Genomic DNA, 16,577 nt, shown 5'->3' with positions numbered 1-16,577 from the left:
GAAAACATCCTCCCCTTATTTTTTCTATATATCATAGGCTTGCAGAAGACAAGCCTTCGATACCGCTACTAAGCTTTGATAGCTCCAACCATCATGCCCTGCACAAAATACTTTTGTATGAAAGGATAGACGAGCGTGATCGGCAATATAGTAACGATTAATGTTGCGTATTTGATAGCCAGCAATGTCGATAACGGATCCAACCGCATATTGGGTGGCAAGTTCTGCATATTGTCGATAATAGCCGTGTCGGACAACATGCGCACGATAATCGTCGGCAGCGTCCATAGCTCCTGATTGGAAACAAAGTAGGCGGAACTAAACCAATCGTTCCAATGATTAACCGCGACAAACAAGGAAACGGTAGCCAGCACCGGCTTGGAGAGCGGGAGAATGATTCGCATGAAAATGTAAAAATCGCCGCCGCCGTCCACTTTGGCCGATTCCTCCAGCTCATTCGGCATCTGCCGGAAAAAGGCCATAAATAGTAGCGCATTGAATATATTGAACATTGCCGGAATGATGTAAACCCAAAAGGAATTAAGAAGATGCAGCTTTTGCAGCAGAAGATAGGTTGGAATTAAGCCGCCGCTTACGTACATCGTAACCAGACCGACCAAAGAATACACCTTTCTGAACAGCAGCCGTTCCTTTGATAGCGCATAGGCGCCTATTGCCGTAAATAGTACACCGGTTAGTGTGCCGAGCAGAGTACGGGCTACCGTGACGAGAAAAGAATGGAGCAACTGCTCGTCTTGAAAAATAACGCTGTAGTTGGACCATGTAAATTGTCTCGGGAACAGGTATAGCTGACCGCTGGCCGCATCGACCGGGTCATTTAAGGAATAGATGAGCAAGTAATAAAGCGGATAAAAGGTCGCAAGAAACGCAATAATGCCAATGATTATGACGGTAACGTTCACAACCTTATCTTCCAGCGTTAGCTTAATGGATGTACGCATTGCAGTCACTCCCATGCAGTCAAATTAAAACAATCGGTTGCCGGATACTTTGCCGGAGAACCAGTTGGCGAACAATACAAGCACCAAAGACATGACGGCTTGGAACGAACTGATGGCCGTAGCATATGAGTACCTTGTTAGTTCGAGCCCCATTTGTAGGGAATAATATTCGATCACGTACGACGTTTCTTTGTTAAACGAATTGCCGAGCAAGATAGAATGATCGAGATTTCCGCTGAACAAGGTGCCGATCTTCAGAATGAACAAAATGGCGAATAACGGAACGAGATTGGGTAGCGTTATATGGATCATCTTTTTGATTCGGCCAGCCCCGTCCATCGTAGCCGCCTCATAGAGATCCGGATTAATGCCGGCGATGGCTGCCAAGAATATAATAGCGCTCCAACCCGTCTCCTTCCAAATACTAACGAGCGTCGAGAGCGGCCGGAACAGCCCAGGCTCCGTCCAGAACTCGATCGGATGCCGGATCATATCCAGCAACAGCAGCGATTGATTAACCATTCCGTTGTTGTCGAGCAAAATGATCCACATGGACGCAACCATTGCAAAGGAAATAAAATGAGGCAAGTAGCTTGTCGTTTGCACGATCTTTTTAAATCGCATAAATGGAATTTCATGAATTAACAACGCAAACAACAACGGCACCGGAAAAACGACCAGTAAATAAAGCAGGCTCAAAATGACCGTGTTTCGCATCGCCATATAAAAATTCGGGTCCGAAAACATCTCCGCGAAATTTTCAAATCCGACAAATTCGCTTCCTGTAAATCCGGACGTGATCTTGAAGTCCTGAAAAGCGATTATATTGCCCGCGAGCGGAATATAAGCGAATATAATGAGAAACAGTATGCATGGTAAAATCATCATTTGCAGTGTAATTTGAGATTTAAATAAGTTCCAGGTTCGATTATTCCTTCGATTCCTTACTGCTTCCAGCTCCTTCATTGCGCGTTCCCCTCCTGTAAAAAGAATACTATGAGTTCTCCGAGCTGCCTATGAGACAAGTCTAAGCTTTACTGATACAAAACCAATGTATCGGATTTTCTTCATTTATAAAAAAAAACGCCCTCCATTAAATGGAGGACGTTCTGCTTACGCTTGTATCCGAGCGTTAAATATCTAGATCTGTCGTATTCAGCGGCAATAAGGGATGTAGTAGAATAATTGTCGTTCCTCTGTTTTTCTCACTTTCAATCTCCAATCCGTAGGACTCTCCGAAGTAATGCCTTAAACGCTCATGCACATTAATCAGCCCCAGTCCTCCTTCAAAGTCGGTTCTCGTTTCCCTTTCGGGATCAAGCAAGGTTAACCTGATATCATCCGGAATTCCAGGTCCGTTGTCGGTAATCCGGAAGCAAATGCTGCCCTTCTCGAGGCTGCCTTGAATAAGAATCATTCCCGCGTCGCCCTTATCCGCAATACCGTGCCGAATCGCGTTTTCCACCAGCGGCTGAAGGACAAGACGCATAAACGGCAGATGCTGAATTTCTTCTTCTATCCTGTACATGATGCGAACCAGACTCGACTGCCTAACCTTCTCGATTTGAATATACGAACCCAGCAGCTCCAGCTCTCTTCGCACGGTCGTCACTTCCTTTCCGCCGTTCAAGCTAAGGCGGAACAAAGATCCCAGGGAACTGACGATTTCGCTAATTTCGTCGATATGGTGGGCTTCAGCCTTCCAACGTATCGTATCTAGCGTATTATACAGAAAGTGAGGATTGATCTGGTAAGCAAGCACTTGGAATTCAAGCTGTTTTTTTCTTTTTTCTGATTCCTTTGTTTCCTTGAGCAGCTTATTAATTTCCCGGATCATATTGTTCATGCTGCGATAAAGCCATCCCACCTCATCGCTTCTTTCGACCAGCTTTGAATTGTTTATCGCGTCTTCCTTGAAATTATTTCTGGCCAATATTTTCATCTGCCGAACGAGCAAGGATATCGGATTCGTATATTTGATCGTAATATACCCCGCTAGAAACAAAGATAACAAAAAATAAAAAACGAGAAACGCCACAGTCAGCTTATTAAGTACGGCAACTGGATTGTTTAAATCTTTGAGCGGAACGATGCTAACCAGCCTAAGCTCATCTCTCAGTATGGCAGACACGTTTACAAGCGATTCTATTCCTTCGTAATCCAATGTTTTTGAAACAAGTGGACGATCGAGCACTTGCCACAAACCTTTATCGATGCTTCCGTACTGATTATCCGTGCTATAGATGATTTGATTATTTTTATTGATTAACATCAGCCTCTGATTATCGAATTGCTTCACCGGATCAATAAATTCCGCCAGAATTGACGGCCTGATCTCCATAATGACGATGCCAAGCGGCTCGAAGGTTGTTAAGCTGTGGAGTCTCTTGACGCTGCCGAGCGTAGCCTGAACGAACAAGCTGGGATGATCCGTGGTTTCAAATAATTTCCAGAACGAACGGCCATTCGTCGAAATATCGGCAAACCATGGAACCTCCTTCATATCGATAGACCGATACGTTGATTTCATATAGGTCGGATGCTCCGAAGGATCAAGTGGAAACAATCGAATCTTAAACAATCGATTGGAATAATTGAGGGTCTCGGTAAATGAAATCAACTTGTTGGCGAAGCCGATCTCGTCTTGCGAATCATTAAGCATAGGATTAAACAGCGCCTGCATATCATCCGACGCCATAATTTTATCCTGCTCGTTCATGACATAATAAAAAAACTGATCCAAGTTTTTGCCCGTTTGCACGACGGAATCAAGATTGCTGGCATAAATCGTCTTCTCTGAATTGGATAAGGCGATATATCCAACGAGCACGAACGGGACGACGATCAGAATAAAAAAAACGAACATAAACCGATACCTCATTGACATCGGATAGCTGATAAGACGCTTAATCATCACCGTCTATCCCCTTCATGTTGCGATATTCCCTCGGCGTGCAACCGAAATTCTTTTTGAACAGCTTCGAGAAATACACGGTGTCTCGGTAGCCGACCTCGCTGCTGATTTGATATATTTTCATGGAAACGTCCTGTAGCAGCAACTTTGCTTTTTCCATTCTTAGATGAGTGACATAATCCAGGAACGTCATGCCAACGTTTTTTTTGAACAAGGTGCTGAGCCACTCCGGGGAAACATAGACGTGATCCGCTATCGTCTGCACCGTGATCGGCTCTGAATAATGTTCCCGTATATAATGCTCCGCCTTTTGCATAATTTGATTACGCGAGCTCCCCTGTAGCTCGGCATTCACCTGCAACAAGCTGTCCAGGACCAACTGTTGAAGAGCTTGAATCGTATCGAATGCTTCAATCTTCTCCCATAAGAGGAGCGGTTTCTTTTTCCACTCCTCGTTCTTCCAGCCCATCCGTCTAGCTTCGTCGAATACCTCCAACAGCCATTCAAATACCTGATGATGTAAATCCCGCATTATGCCGACGCCCCACTCGCGAATCATAACGGGAAACTGCAACACGGCCTCCCGCACATCATGTTCTTCTCCATGCTTGAGCAAATCCGCTAACGCTTTAGGCTCAAGCAGAAGATCAACATCTCTGAACAAATTTGCCGGTTCAAGCTCAAGCTCGCCTTCCGATTCAACGTCTCCGTATATTCTGGCCTGAGTCAGCTTGTCGAGCGCTTCCTTGTACAGCTCCGGTAGCGAGTTCACGTTGCCTTCGGACGCAATCACGATTGTTGCGCTTACTTTAACGTACTTTTTAATCCGGGCGGCCATTGTCGATTTGAATTCCCGAATCCAGTAGTCAAATGCAGAAAGCGCATTTGGCTGAATACCAAAAATACCAATCCATTTGTCCCCCGGCACCATACGGAACAGTACATAGTTCCCGGCATGTGCGGTATGTTCCATCAGCGAATGCTCCAGCACGTTGCCAATCGCAAACATGATTCTGTTCTGTTCCTTGGAAGAGAGCCCCGGATTGGCATACGACTTCAGATTATTAGCTTCTAGCAGTAGCATAACCAACTTGTCTGTGCCGATCCAGCCGATATCATATTGGTCCAGCAATTGTTTATTGGGCGGAACCGCGCTTATGCTCGCCGAACGATCAACCATTTCCTGTAGCATTCTTTCCCGGAGCTTCGGTATGGCGCCTTCTATCATGCTTAGACTGCTCTGGCGTTTCTCCTCTTGCTGCAGGAGTAGCAGCGCTTTGATAACGACTTCCTTCAACTCCGCCATGTTGACCGGCTTCAGCAAGAAATCGACAACCCCGAAGCTCATCGCCTTGCGCGCATACTGAAAATCATCGTAGCCGCTTATAATGATAACTTTACCGTCAAATGAAAACTCCTCGTACAGCTTCTGAATAAATTCGAGGCCGGATAGGTTTTTCATTCGAATATCCGTAATAACGAGACTAATATCGGGAATCTCTTTAATAATCTCAATAGCCGTATACCCGTCATCTGCTTCATATAGCCGTTCAAAACCTAATTCATTCCAAATTTTATGACTGAGCAAACCATTGCGAATATCCTTCTCGTCTTCAACGATAAGCAATTTTTTCATAATGCCCAACTCCCTTCCAATCACGAACCGATTATACTCGATTTTAGCGAAAATGTGCAGCTTCCGCCGGTTCCGTCATGAAGTTTGTGTATGTATAGATGTATAGGGTAGTTCTCAATGGATTGCAGTGCGTATGTGTAGTGGCTGGCATGAGCATACAAAGCTCGACTTTATTTTCTTCTGACAATGAGCACCATAGCGAAATATGAGGTATATTCATTTTTACATTTGCCCACCCTCATGCTGTGGTTTAACTAGATCAGTTCATCTATGATAAAACTCATAAGGAGGTCTTACCGGTGAACAAACTAGAAATTAATACTCAAGCAAAAGATAAGGGAGTACCGAATACTAAACGTAAACTACGCAGATATATTGTACTCAGTCTCATTGTTACAGTAGAACGAAAAGGTGCTGGAAGAGCAAAGGGAGCAAAGCTTGCAGAATATCATGAGAGAGCAATTGAACGCTGAACGAGATTCACCTACTTTCAACGGAACATGCTATAACAAATGAAGATTTCCAAACCATAGTGTCTGACGCGGAATATCAGAATTTTTATGATATACAAACTACAATAGCTACTATTCGTGAATATTGGGAGGAGCTGAAAGTCGAAATCGGTAATCCAATGCAGCAGTCTATTACGAAACACTTACTAAAAAAATCGTTCCTGCTGGTTCATCTAGTTTGACTATACATGGTATTATGCTTGCGTTAGCATCCAGAAAAGATGATGAATTACGAAATTATTTGGAACTCGAATCTACTAAGCAACAGCGAACAAAAATACAATATGACAGTGGATCGAACCCTTCAATATTATGAAGGACGCGGTGCATCCTTTCAACGAGAAGATGCCATTCGAAATGAAAGTGTTTCCGCTATACGTTTATATTAATAGCAAAGGATAAGGACCGGGACACCTGCCCATTGCATTGTCTTGAAGAAGATGAATTGAAAGAACTATTTAACATTGATGAGAATCTCGTTCTCGTTATGATGATCGCATTGGGTAAATCAGCACCTAATAGTTTTCGACCTCGTGGTTATCGTAAACCCATAAATGAGTTTGTTCGATATTTTACGTAACAAGATGAACGGCAAGCGGTTATTTATCCGGCTGCCTCTCATCTTGTTTTTTAATTATTCAGATCATTCTTCGGGCAAATCTCCGCGTGGATACTGTTCATATATTCGTACTAACCTGACAGTTAGCTCAACATAAAGATTCGTCTTATCAAGTATTACAAATGCAAAAACCCGACCTCACGAGGTCGGGTTTTTCATGGTTTGGTGGAGGCGAGGGGATTTGAACCCCTGTCCGAAGATCACGCCACACAGGCTTCTACGGGTGTAGTCACAGTTTTGATGTCACCCGAGTATCGCCCCGTAACCGGCTATACGTTGGGTCAGCCTGATTGTCTTCTTCAGCTCACCGCAGGCGGAGATGAGACAGCGTATTCCACTACTTGTTAGCCCCTAATCCAGTCACATGGACGATGCTGGGTAGAAGCACGCACACAGTTTCTTAGGCTGCGAAAGCGTAGTTTGTTTGTTGTTTGCCGTTTAATAGGCTTTAGCGTTGATGAAGCAGACGACTCCCTGCTACCCGCAACCCGCGCTCGTCCAATCCCCGTCGAATCCATAAACGCCCCCAATTTTGCATAAACAATTAGCTGCATTCAAGCATGAATTTCATGTCTTGCTTGCACTAACGTTTAGCTCAAATTGAAGCTTTAGGATTAAGGATCAGATTCATCAGATTAGAACTCTGACTCACTGTTCCGATTGTATAGCACGAATGCACTTAATGGCCTAACTTTGCTTAGTGTTGCCTTTGCTTCTGCTTTAGTATACCACGAACGCACCTTAATTGCGCGCAATTGTTATTGGCAGCGCTAGACGTTTGCTTCCATGGAAAGAAATATAAGCTTAACGGGCAACCTTTTGTTTTTCGCGAAGAGCACGCTGGATATCACGCTGAGCATCACGCTTCGCAGCCGTATCCCGCTTATCGTATTGCTTCTTGCCTTTACCCAGTCCAATCAACAGCTTCGCATATCCATTGCGGACATAGATCTTTAAAGGTACAATGGCATAGCCCTCTTGCTTCGATAAACCTAAGAGCTTATGAATTTGAGCTTTGTGCATCAATAGCTTGCGTGCACGTGTTGGATCGGTAGGGTTATGCATATTGCCTTGCTCAAACGGGCTAATATGCATATTGTGAATGTAAATTTCACCGTTACGAATGGTTGCAAATGCATCACTGATGTTCGCTCTGCCATTACGTAGCGATTTAATTTCCGTTCCCAAGAGCACCATCCCGGCTTCGAACGTTTCCTCAATAAAATAGTCATGGGAAGCCTTCTTGTTCTGGGCGAGCTGCTTGCCGTCACTTTTCTTACCCATGCTAGTCACCTCAGCTTCATTCAGCTACAATAGTTGTTGTACGTAATCTGGTGTTCATTGTAACAATTTTAGGCACGAAAATCAAGGCGCCTGCAGAGAGCTGATCTCTCACTGTGCTATACATGAAGGAGGTACACCCATGCTGCTTGAAATCATAGCTACAACAGCCGATGAAGCGGTTACAGCCGCACTCCACGGTGCTGACCGCATAGAACTAATCTCAGACTTCGAGCAAGGTGGACTGAGCCCCAATATTGACGTTGTCGTCGAGGTGGTTGAAGCACTCAAACGACTGGAGCAATCCAACAGCTCAGCTTTTCCTAGAATTATTCCCATACATGCAATGGTGAGGCCACATAGCCAGTCCTTCGTATATGACGAGACAGATCTACAAGAAATGATTACTTATATGCGAAGTCTACAGAGCAAAGGTATCCATGCTTACGTTCTAGGAACGCTGCATACAGATGGTACAATAGATATTCAGTCATTAGAGCGCCTTTTAGACGCTGCAGGGGATATTCCGGTCACCTTCCACCGTGCATTCGATGAAGTCGCCGATCAGCAAGAGGCTTTATCCATGCTATTTCAATACCCTCAAATTAAATGGATACTCACTTCCGGTGGTAAACCTAGTGTAATCGACGCAACCGAACAAATCGTTAGGTTGATTGAACAAACGAATGGGCATGATATAACTATCCTGCCAGGTAGCGGACTAACCGTTGCAGCATTGCCCAGCTTTCTCTCAGCCACCAAAGCGCAAGCCGTTCACCTCGGGACTGGTGTTAGACATGCCGGAACTACAACTCCAATAGATGGCTCACTTGTGCGAAGCGCTCGTCAAATTCTTGACCAATTTCGTTAAAATATAATCTGCAAACTTCATACGCACATGCTGGATTACGCACAAAAAAAACCGCCCTCAACCCTAAGGTCAAAGGCGGTTTTATTAACGTTCGTAAGCTACTACAGCTTTACAACGTTTTCTGCTTGTGGTCCACGGTTGCCTTGAACAACGTTAAATTCTACGCGTTGTCCTTCTTCAAGAGTTTTGAAGCCTTCGCCAGTGATTGCGGAGAAATGTACGAATACATCGTTGCCGCCTTCAACTTCGATAAAGCCGAAACCTTTTTCTGCGTTAAACCATTTAACTGTACCTTGTTGCATGTGTAAAAACCTCCAAAAAAATAATATTAATATGCGCCTGGTTTGTCTTTAAACAAAAAATTCACACATTGGAAAGGGTTTCATGACTATAATGACACCCTTTTCAATATGTGAATTCAGGTTCATATTATCGATTGATTTGAGTTTACTATACCCAGAATTAAAAAGCAAGTGACGAGCTTAAATATATTTTCCCATATTGTCCAGAACGCGGTGGCTTCCATTTATGACATAGAACGGAAGCCACCCGCCTGTTATTTACTTGCGATTCTTGCGGACAAACGCTGCAGTGGCGTTGCCCCCGCCTCCGCTTTTCTTCTTCCGCTTGCTCTTGCCTGGAGCTGCGCCGCTACCATCCGGGCTTGGCGCATCCGCCCCGCGCTCGCCGCTAAACGCACCGCTCGGCGCTGCATTCTTCCGCCTCGCCGCATCACCGCCGCCTTCGCTCCGCCGCTTCCCGGCTCCGCCACGGCCACTGCCGCCTTGCCCGCCGCCGCCGCGGATGGGCAGGCCCCACATATCCGTGCGCGAGCCGCTTCCGCTTCCGCGCAACTGCTCCCGGCCTTGGCCCGGCGCTCCGCCTGCCTCTTGCCCCGGCCCGCGGTCCGACGCCGCCAACCCGCCGTCGTTCCCGCCGGCACCGGCTTCGCCGCTGCCTCCTCGGCCGCGCCGCTTGCCGCCGCGCCCGTTATCAGGCGCATCGATTCGCCACGGGTTGGCTTGCTCGACAATGCCAACCACGCTGCGGTCCACGCCGCTGTTGAATCCGCCGCGGCCGCCTTTACCGCCACGGCCTTTGCCGCCGCGACCACCCGCGCTTGCTCCACCACGGTTATCCGCACCGCTGCGTTTGCCTTCCCCTGCCGCTGCCGGACCATTGCCCCCGCGGCTGCGATCTCCCGATCCACCTCGGCTTCGTCCTTCTGCACTTGATCCAGAAGCGCTGCCTCCACGACCTTTTCCGCCTCGTCCGCCACGATCAATACTACCCGCACGATCACCGAAGCCTCCGCGTTTTTTACCGCCGCCGAAGCTGCTTGGAATGCCTTTTCCGCTGCGCGGTTTCATGTCCATCAGCTCGAAGTCAATCGTGTGTTCCGTCATACTGACGCGAGTAACCCGAATTTTCACTTCATCGCCAATCCGATAAATTTTGGACGTACGCTCACCAACCAATATCATATGCTGCTCATGGAAGTTATAGTAGTCATCTGACATATCGCTCAGGCGAATCAAGCCTTCCACTGAATTTTCCAGCTCAATAAACATGCCGAAGCTCGTTACGCTGCTAATGATTCCTTCGAACTCCTCGCCCACTTTATCGAGCATGAATTCGCATTTCTTCAACTGCTCCGTATCGCGTTCTGCATCAACCGCTACCCGTTCGCGTTCTGACGAATGCTGGGCAACTTCCGGCATCCGTGCCGTAAGCGTCTCATGGCGCGCCTCCGTCAAATGGCCCCCGCCATTCAGCACCTCGCGAATGATCCGGTGGATCACCAAGTCGGGATAACGGCGAATCGGAGACGTGAAGTGCGAATAAAACTCAGCCGCAAGACCAAAATGTCCTAGGCTCTGCGCATCATATTTAGCCTGCTTCATCGAGCGAAGCATCACTGTCGAAATAACGGTTGCTTCCTTCGTTCCGCGAATGTCCTCGAGCAGCGTCTGCAATGCTTTCGGATGAATCGAATTTCCTTTGCCCTTTACGGTATAGCCGAAGTTTGAAGCGAATTGCACGAAATTGAGCAACTTCTCTTGCGTCGGGTCCTCATGGATCCGGTAGAGGAATGGAACGCGCAGCCAGTGGAAATGCTCCGCAACCGTCTCATTCGCGATCAACATGAACTCCTCGATGATTTGCTCAGCCACGGAACGCTCACGCTTGATAATATCGACAGCTTTGCCGTTCTCATCCACGATTACCTTCGATTCTTGGAAATCGAAATCGATGGCGCCACGTTTCATCCGCTGCGAGCGCAGGCGCATCGCGAGATCCTCCATAAGTCCGAACATGTCGAGCAGATCGGCATATCGTTCCTTAAGCTCCGTCTGCGGTTCTTCTTCCGTAGCCGTCAGAATTTTTTTCACATTCGTATAGGTCATGCGCTCTTTCGTACGGATCACGCTCGTAAATACGTCATGGCGTACGCGCTTCAATGTCGCAGCATCGAATTCCATCTCACATGATAACGTAAGGCGATCCACCTTCGGATTAAGTGAGCAGATACCATTCGACAAACGATGCGGCAGCATTGGAATTACGCGGTCAACCAAATATACGCTGCAGCCTCTGCGGTAAGCTTCCTGGTCCAGCTCGGAATTTTCTCTCACGTAGTAACCTACATCCGCGATATGAACGCCTAGCAAATAGTTTCCATTCTCCAGACGCTTCACATGTACCGCATCATCAAGATCCTTGGCATCCTCGCCATCAATCGTAACGATGACCTCATCGCGAAGATCCCGTCTACCCTGCTGAACAATTTCTTCGTCGGTAATCGAATCCGGCGCAGCTTCCGCTTCAGCCATCACTTCATCTGGGAAGCCCTCCGGCAGCTGGTGTTTACGAATAATCGACAAAATGTCGACACCCGGATCGTTCTTATGACCTAAAATTTCGACAATTTCTCCTTCGGCCGCAGAACGCCCTTCCGGATAGGATACGATGTTCACGACAACCTTTTGTCCGGAAACTGCACCTTGATAGCCGCCCTTGGGAATAAATATATCGCGGTTAATCCGTTTGTCATCCGGTACCACAAACGCATACACATCATGGTCCTCGAATGTGCCTACGATCTGAGTGACCGCCCGTTCCACGATGCGAACGACCTCACCCTCCATCCTGCCGCCATGCTCGCTTCTTGTTGTGACTCGCACAAGAATAATATCGCCGTTCATCGCGCTCTTCAGATCATTCGCATGCAGGTATACATCGCCGTGATCCTTCTGATCCGGAATCAAGAAGCCAAAGCCCTTCGCATGCGATTGCAGCTTGCCTCTCAATAAGTTCATTCGCTCCGGCACTCCGTAGTGATCATTCGGTGTACGAATGATTTTGCCAGCGTCCTCAAGTAGGTTCAGCAGTTTAAGGAACTCCTTAAACTCCGCTGCGCCCTCGATACCAAAATGCTTCTCGAGCTCTTGGTACGTCATCGGCTTATAAGCCGTTTCTTTCATAAAATCAAGCAGTTCCTGCTCGTGAATGGTCATTAGTTGTTTTTCTCCTCATAAACCTGCGGCCAACTCTCTCTTCGTTGCGGCAGGCTGATAGAATATCATATATCATGTAGTATACACGAAATGGGGACCCAGCATCCGTGATTATACTGAAAATACAAAAAAAGCGAGGAATTATCCTCGCTTTCTGCGTGTGTGTCCATTATTGTTTTACGAAGTAAGATACAACAAGCGCTAATATAAAGAAGCCAGCCGCCAGAACTACTGTCAAACGCTGCAAGAACAAATCCAAACCGCGCGCCTTCTGTTTGCCGAACAAGTGCTCAGCTCCGCCCGTAATTGCTCCGGACAAGCCTGCGCTCTTTCCTTTTTGCAGCAATACTACAGCAATCAGGCCGACAGAGAATATAACGAGCACGATCTTCAATAAGATATCCATTCATTCCACCTCCAGCATAGGAGCTCCGTAAAAACACGTAAATCGAGTGTACCATAGCTGGGCCAAAATTACAATAGGACAAGCCCAAAACACGGCCTTTTATGCAAAGCCATGGGATTTTAGGAACTGATAGTTATTTGCGGCGCTCTCTAGTGAACTTGATTCGAACTGCTCCTGCTCCACGATCATGAACTCAACGCCTGCTGGCTCAAGCTCGGTTAACAGTTCGGCGTAACCAACCTCGCCTTTTCCGATTTCAGCATCCTTCAAGCCTTTGGAGAAATCCTTCAAATGCACCAAAGGAACGCGGCCCTTATAGCTTTTCAAATAATCAGCAGGCTTGTAGCCTGCAATATGCAGCCAGCCCAAATCGAATTCCATCACCATTAGCTCAGACGGAATTTGGGATAAAATCTGATCGATCACAGGCTTTTTCTCCACTAACTTGAAATCAAATTCGTGATTTTGGTACCCATACTTCATCCCCGCTGCTCTAACCTGCTGGCCGCATTTTGTGAATACATCAATCAAGTACTTCACGTTATCTTTAGTCGGCTGCTCCGGCAGCGGTGCCCAAGGCGTTATGATATACGTTACGCCAAGCTCTTTGGCATATTCAATTTGGCCTGCCAAATCGGATTCCATATTTTTCGAATCGCTAAAGTTTAATGGGACATGCACGGAAGGAGCCTTTAGTCCAAGCTCAGCCAGCTTGCTCTTGAGCTCAGGGGCCGGTGTTTTGAAATACCCTGCAAACTCAACTGCCGTGTAGCCGATCTCCGCTATTTTTTCGAGTGTGCCCAGAAAATCAATTTCGGTTTGATCCCTCACAGAATACATTTGGATGCCTATACCCGGTTTTGCCACAAGTCACACCGCCTAATCGAATAATGCTATACCAGCTTATTATGTCCGAGTTAAGGAATGATCTATGGCGCAAAAAAAAAGAAGGACATGCCCGGATGGACATGCCCTTCTCCAAAAGCCGCAATTCGCGTCTTATTTGAAGTTTTTCAAGTTGTAGAATGCGGATTTGCCTGCGTATTGAGCAGTTGAACCCAATTGGTCTTCAATGCGAAGCAATTGGTTGTATTTTGCAACGCGGTCCGTACGGGACGGAGCGCCTGTTTTGATTTGGCCAGCGTTTGTCGCTACAGCGATGTCAGCGATTGTGCTGTCTTCGCTCTCGCCTGAACGGTGAGAGATAACTGCTGTGTAACCAGCGCGTTTTGCCATTTCGATTGCATCGAAAGTTTCAGTAAGCGAACCGATTTGGTTAACTTTAACCAGAATCGAGTTGCCCACGCCTTTGTCGATACCGTCAGCAAGACGCTCAGTGTTCGTAACGAATAGATCGTCGCCAACCAGTTGCACTTTACCGCCAAGCTTCTCAGTAAGCAATTTCCAACCATCCCAATCGTCTTCGGAGCAGCCGTCTTCGATTGTGATAATTGGGTATTTGTCAGCCCATGAAGCAAGAAGGTCAACGAACTCAGCAGGTGTGAACGATTTGCCTTCGCCTGCAAGCACGTATTTGCCGTCTTTGAAAAATTCAGTTGAAGCAACGTCCATACCGAGGAATACGTCAACGCCTGGCTTGTAGCCTGCGCGCTCGATAGCGGAAATAATTGTTGTAATGGCTTCTTCGTTCGAACCTAGGTTAGGAGCGAAGCCGCCTTCGTCGCCAACAGCTGTGTTAAGGCCTTTGTCATGCAATACAGCTTTCAGGTTGTGGAAGATTTCAGCGCCGATACGAAGCGCTTCTTTGAAGCTTTCAGCACCAACAGGAAGAACCATGAATTCTTGAACGTCGATGTTGTTGTCAGCGTGCTCGCCGCCGTTGATGATGTTCATCATTGGAACTGGAAGCACTTTAGCGTTGAATCCGCCAAGGTATGTGTAAAGAGGTACATCAAGAGCATCAGCAGCTGCGCGAGCTACTGCCATCGATACTGCTAGAATCGCGTTAGCGCCCAGTTTAGCTTTGTTAGGCGTACCGTCAAGCTCGATCATTTTGCGGTCGATAGCTACTTGATCAAGAGCGTCAAGCCCGATGATTTCAGGAGCGATTTCTGTGTTTACATTCTCAACAGCTTTCAGAACACCTTTACCAAGGTAACGGGATTTGTCGCCGTCACGAAGCTCAACAGCCTCGTAAGCGCCTGTGGAAGCACCGGATGGAACGATTGCGCGGCCTTTGCCGCCTGACTCTAGGGAAACTTCCACTTCTACTGTTGGATTTCCGCGGGAATCCAATACTTCGCGTGCGTATACATCAACGATAATTGACATGTGAGAAACACTCCTTTAATGGTTTTATTTAGGGTTAATCAAGGAAACGCCAGTCATTTCTTTCGGCTTGGACAGCTCCAGAAGCTCAAGAAGCGTTGGCGCGATGTCGGCAAGAATGCCGCCGTCGCGAAGCGTCTCGCCCGCCTTCGTTACGATAAGCGGTACAGGATTTGTCGTATGTGCCGTAAACGGACGGCCATTCTCGTCAAATACCATATCAGCATTACCGTGGTCAGCCGTAATGATGCAAACGCCGCCTTTGGCAAGAACGGCTTCGACTACTTTGCCCAGACATTCATCCGTCGCTTCAACTGCCTTAATCGTAGGCTCCAGCATGCCGGAGTGGCCTACCATATCAGGGTTCGCGAAGTTCAGGATAATGGCGTCATGCTTGTCTGATTCGATCTCGCGCACCGTAGATTCGGCAAGCTCATACGCGCTCATTTCCGGTTGAAGATCGTACGTTGCGACCTTCGGGGAATTGATAAGCACGCGAGTTTCGCCTGGAAGCTCATGGTCGCGACCGCCGCTGAAGAAAAACGTAACATGCGGGTATTTTTCCGTTTCAGCTGTGCGCAGTTGTGTCTTGTTATTCTGTACGAGTACTTCGCCAAGCGTATTATCAAGGTTCTTTGGTGAATACGCAACGAATCCGCCAACGGTTTCACTGAATAGCGTCAAGCAGACGAAATACAGGTTAACCGGATGGTTCGCGCCACGGTCAAAGCCTCGGAAATCCTCGTTCGTGAACACTTGCGACAATTGAATCGCACGGTCAGGACGGAAATTGAAGAAAATGACCGCATCCTCGGATTCCACTAGACCAACTGGCTTGTTTTCACCATCCACAATAACCGTTGGCATAACGAATTCATCATAAACCGATTTCTCGTAGGATTCAACTACCGCTTGAATCGGATCGTAATACTGAGGACCTTCGCCATATACCATAGCACGGTATGACTTTTCGGTACGCTCCCAACGCTTGTCGCGATCCATGGCATAATAACGGCCTTGCACCGTAGCAATGCGTCCTACGCCAACCTCTTCGATCTTAGCCTGCAAGCGCTCCAAGTAGCCTTTAGCGCTATCTGGCGATACATCGCGTCCATCCAGGAAAGCATGGATGTATACATCCTCCAGCCCTTCCTTTTTCGCAAGATCAAGCAAAGCGAACAAATGCTCAATATGGCTATGTACGCCGCCGTCTGAGAGCAGACCGTACAGGTGAAGCTTCTTGCTGTTCGTTTTCACATGGCGAACCGCTCCAAGGATCGTTTCGTTCTCGTAGAACTCACCGTCCCGGATCGATTTGCTGATGCGGGTCAAGTCCTGATACACAATACGGCCTGCGCCGATATTCAAATGGCCAACCTCAGAGTTGCCCATTTGGCCTTCCGGCAGACCAACTGCTTCGCCCGATGCCGTCAAAGTCGTGTGCGGATATGTTGACCAATAACGATCATAGTTTGGTTTGTTTGCTTGCGCTACAGCATTGCCGACAACATCGTCACGCAATCCGAAACCGTCAAGAATAATAAGCGCTACAGGTTTGGGAGCAGCCAT

Annotated in this window: 13 protein-coding genes and 1 other RNA gene; 2 read left to right on the top strand and 12 right to left on the bottom strand. The window is 47.3% G+C overall.

Features of this window, described 5'->3' with window-relative positions:
- Positions 1–68 precede the first annotated feature (68 nt).
- The 4 genes from AB4Z29_RS17915 to AB4Z29_RS17900 form a co-directional block, all read right to left on the bottom strand.
- On the bottom strand, positions 69–962 hold the full coding sequence (locus AB4Z29_RS17915; protein ID WP_441944383.1) for a carbohydrate ABC transporter permease: 894 nt from the start codon (positions 960–962) through the stop codon (positions 69–71).
- Positions 963–986: 24 nt separating this feature from the next.
- Complete coding sequence (locus tag AB4Z29_RS17910) at positions 987–1,928, bottom strand: ABC transporter permease (protein ID WP_441944382.1); 942 nt, start codon at positions 1,926–1,928, stop codon at positions 987–989.
- A 166-nt stretch (positions 1,929–2,094) separates the two neighbouring features.
- Complete coding sequence (locus tag AB4Z29_RS17905) at positions 2,095–3,876, bottom strand: sensor histidine kinase (protein ID WP_441944381.1); 1,782 nt, start codon at positions 3,874–3,876, stop codon at positions 2,095–2,097.
- Positions 3,869–5,512, bottom strand: a complete 1,644-nt coding sequence (locus AB4Z29_RS17900) for a response regulator transcription factor (RefSeq protein WP_441944380.1) — start codon at positions 5,510–5,512, stop codon at positions 3,869–3,871. The genes AB4Z29_RS17905 and AB4Z29_RS17900 overlap by 8 nt, the downstream gene beginning before the upstream one ends.
- Positions 5,513–5,811: 299 nt before the next feature.
- Between AB4Z29_RS17900 and AB4Z29_RS17895 the strand changes: the two genes are divergently transcribed.
- The gene (locus tag AB4Z29_RS17895) at positions 5,812–5,985 is read left to right on the top strand and encodes a hypothetical protein (RefSeq protein WP_441944379.1); all 174 of its coding nucleotides are present in this window, start codon (positions 5,812–5,814) and stop codon (positions 5,983–5,985) included.
- Between the two features lie 821 nt (positions 5,986–6,806).
- Here the strand turns inward: AB4Z29_RS17895 and ssrA are convergent.
- Positions 6,807–7,171, bottom strand: a transfer-messenger RNA (tmRNA) gene (ssrA, locus tag AB4Z29_RS17890).
- Between the two features lie 276 nt (positions 7,172–7,447).
- Complete coding sequence (gene smpB / locus AB4Z29_RS17885; RefSeq protein WP_441944378.1) at positions 7,448–7,927, bottom strand: SsrA-binding protein SmpB; 480 nt, start codon at positions 7,925–7,927, stop codon at positions 7,448–7,450.
- A 139-nt stretch (positions 7,928–8,066) separates the two neighbouring features.
- Here smpB and AB4Z29_RS17880 point away from each other — a divergent pair, with 139 nt between their 5' ends.
- The gene (locus tag AB4Z29_RS17880; RefSeq protein ID WP_441944377.1) at positions 8,067–8,795 is read left to right on the top strand and encodes a copper homeostasis protein CutC; all 729 of its coding nucleotides are present in this window, start codon (positions 8,067–8,069) and stop codon (positions 8,793–8,795) included.
- 101 nt (positions 8,796–8,896) lie between these two features.
- Here AB4Z29_RS17880 and AB4Z29_RS17875 read toward each other — a convergent pair whose 3' ends face one another.
- The 6 genes from AB4Z29_RS17875 to gpmI form a co-directional block, all read right to left on the bottom strand.
- Positions 8,897–9,097: a cold-shock protein gene (locus tag AB4Z29_RS17875; RefSeq protein WP_028609190.1), complete on the bottom strand. Its 201-nt coding sequence runs from the start codon at positions 9,095–9,097 to the stop codon at positions 8,897–8,899.
- 258 nt (positions 9,098–9,355) lie between these two features.
- Positions 9,356–12,313, bottom strand: a complete 2,958-nt coding sequence (gene rnr / locus AB4Z29_RS17870) for a ribonuclease R (protein WP_441944376.1) — start codon at positions 12,311–12,313, stop codon at positions 9,356–9,358.
- Positions 12,314–12,482: 169 nt separating this feature from the next.
- A complete protein-coding gene (secG, locus tag AB4Z29_RS17865) occupies positions 12,483–12,719 on the bottom strand; it encodes a preprotein translocase subunit SecG (RefSeq protein WP_183570711.1) in 237 nt (78 codons plus the stop codon).
- A 99-nt stretch (positions 12,720–12,818) separates the two neighbouring features.
- Complete coding sequence (locus tag AB4Z29_RS17860; RefSeq protein WP_441944375.1) at positions 12,819–13,586, bottom strand: sugar phosphate isomerase/epimerase family protein; 768 nt, start codon at positions 13,584–13,586, stop codon at positions 12,819–12,821.
- Positions 13,587–13,718: 132 nt separating this feature from the next.
- Positions 13,719–15,011, bottom strand: a complete 1,293-nt coding sequence (gene eno / locus AB4Z29_RS17855; protein WP_308996222.1) for a phosphopyruvate hydratase — start codon at positions 15,009–15,011, stop codon at positions 13,719–13,721.
- Positions 15,012–15,035: 24 nt separating this feature from the next.
- On the bottom strand, positions 15,036–16,577 hold the full coding sequence (gene gpmI, locus AB4Z29_RS17850; RefSeq protein WP_441944374.1) for a 2,3-bisphosphoglycerate-independent phosphoglycerate mutase: 1,542 nt from the start codon (positions 16,575–16,577) through the stop codon (positions 15,036–15,038).

The organism is Paenibacillus sp. 2TAB23, from assembly GCF_052115165.1.
Classification (GTDB): domain Bacteria; phylum Bacillota; class Bacilli; order Paenibacillales; family Paenibacillaceae; genus Pristimantibacillus.
This window is presented reverse-complemented; position numbering and strand designations above follow the sequence as displayed.

Bases quoted from the DNA above. Each gene is read 5' to 3' on its own strand.
- AB4Z29_RS17905 (WP_441944381.1), bottom strand. From the start codon at position 3,876: ATGATTAAGCGTCTTATCAGCTATCCGATGTCAATGAGGTATCGGTTT.
- secG (WP_183570711.1), bottom strand. From the start codon at position 12,719: ATGGATATCTTATTGAAGATCGTGCTCGTTATATTCTCTGTCGGCCTG.
- AB4Z29_RS17880 (WP_441944377.1), top strand. From the start codon at position 8,067: ATGCTGCTTGAAATCATAGCTACAACAGCCGATGAAGCGGTTACAGCC.
- smpB (WP_441944378.1), bottom strand. From the start codon at position 7,927: ATGGGTAAGAAAAGTGACGGCAAGCAGCTCGCCCAGAACAAGAAGGCT.
- AB4Z29_RS17900 (WP_441944380.1), bottom strand. From the start codon at position 5,512: ATGAAAAAATTGCTTATCGTTGAAGACGAGAAGGATATTCGCAATGGT.
- AB4Z29_RS17875 (WP_028609190.1), bottom strand. From the start codon at position 9,097: ATGCAACAAGGTACAGTTAAATGGTTTAACGCAGAAAAAGGTTTCGGC.
- AB4Z29_RS17910 (WP_441944382.1), bottom strand. From the start codon at position 1,928: ATGAAGGAGCTGGAAGCAGTAAGGAATCGAAGGAATAATCGAACCTGG.
- gpmI (WP_441944374.1), bottom strand. From the start codon at position 16,577: ATGGCTGCTCCCAAACCTGTAGCGCTTATTATTCTTGACGGTTTCGGA.
- AB4Z29_RS17915 (WP_441944383.1), bottom strand. From the start codon at position 962: ATGCGTACATCCATTAAGCTAACGCTGGAAGATAAGGTTGTGAACGTT.
- rnr (WP_441944376.1), bottom strand. From the start codon at position 12,313: ATGACCATTCACGAGCAGGAACTGCTTGATTTTATGAAAGAAACGGCT.
- eno (WP_308996222.1), bottom strand. From the start codon at position 15,011: ATGTCAATTATCGTTGATGTATACGCACGCGAAGTATTGGATTCCCGC.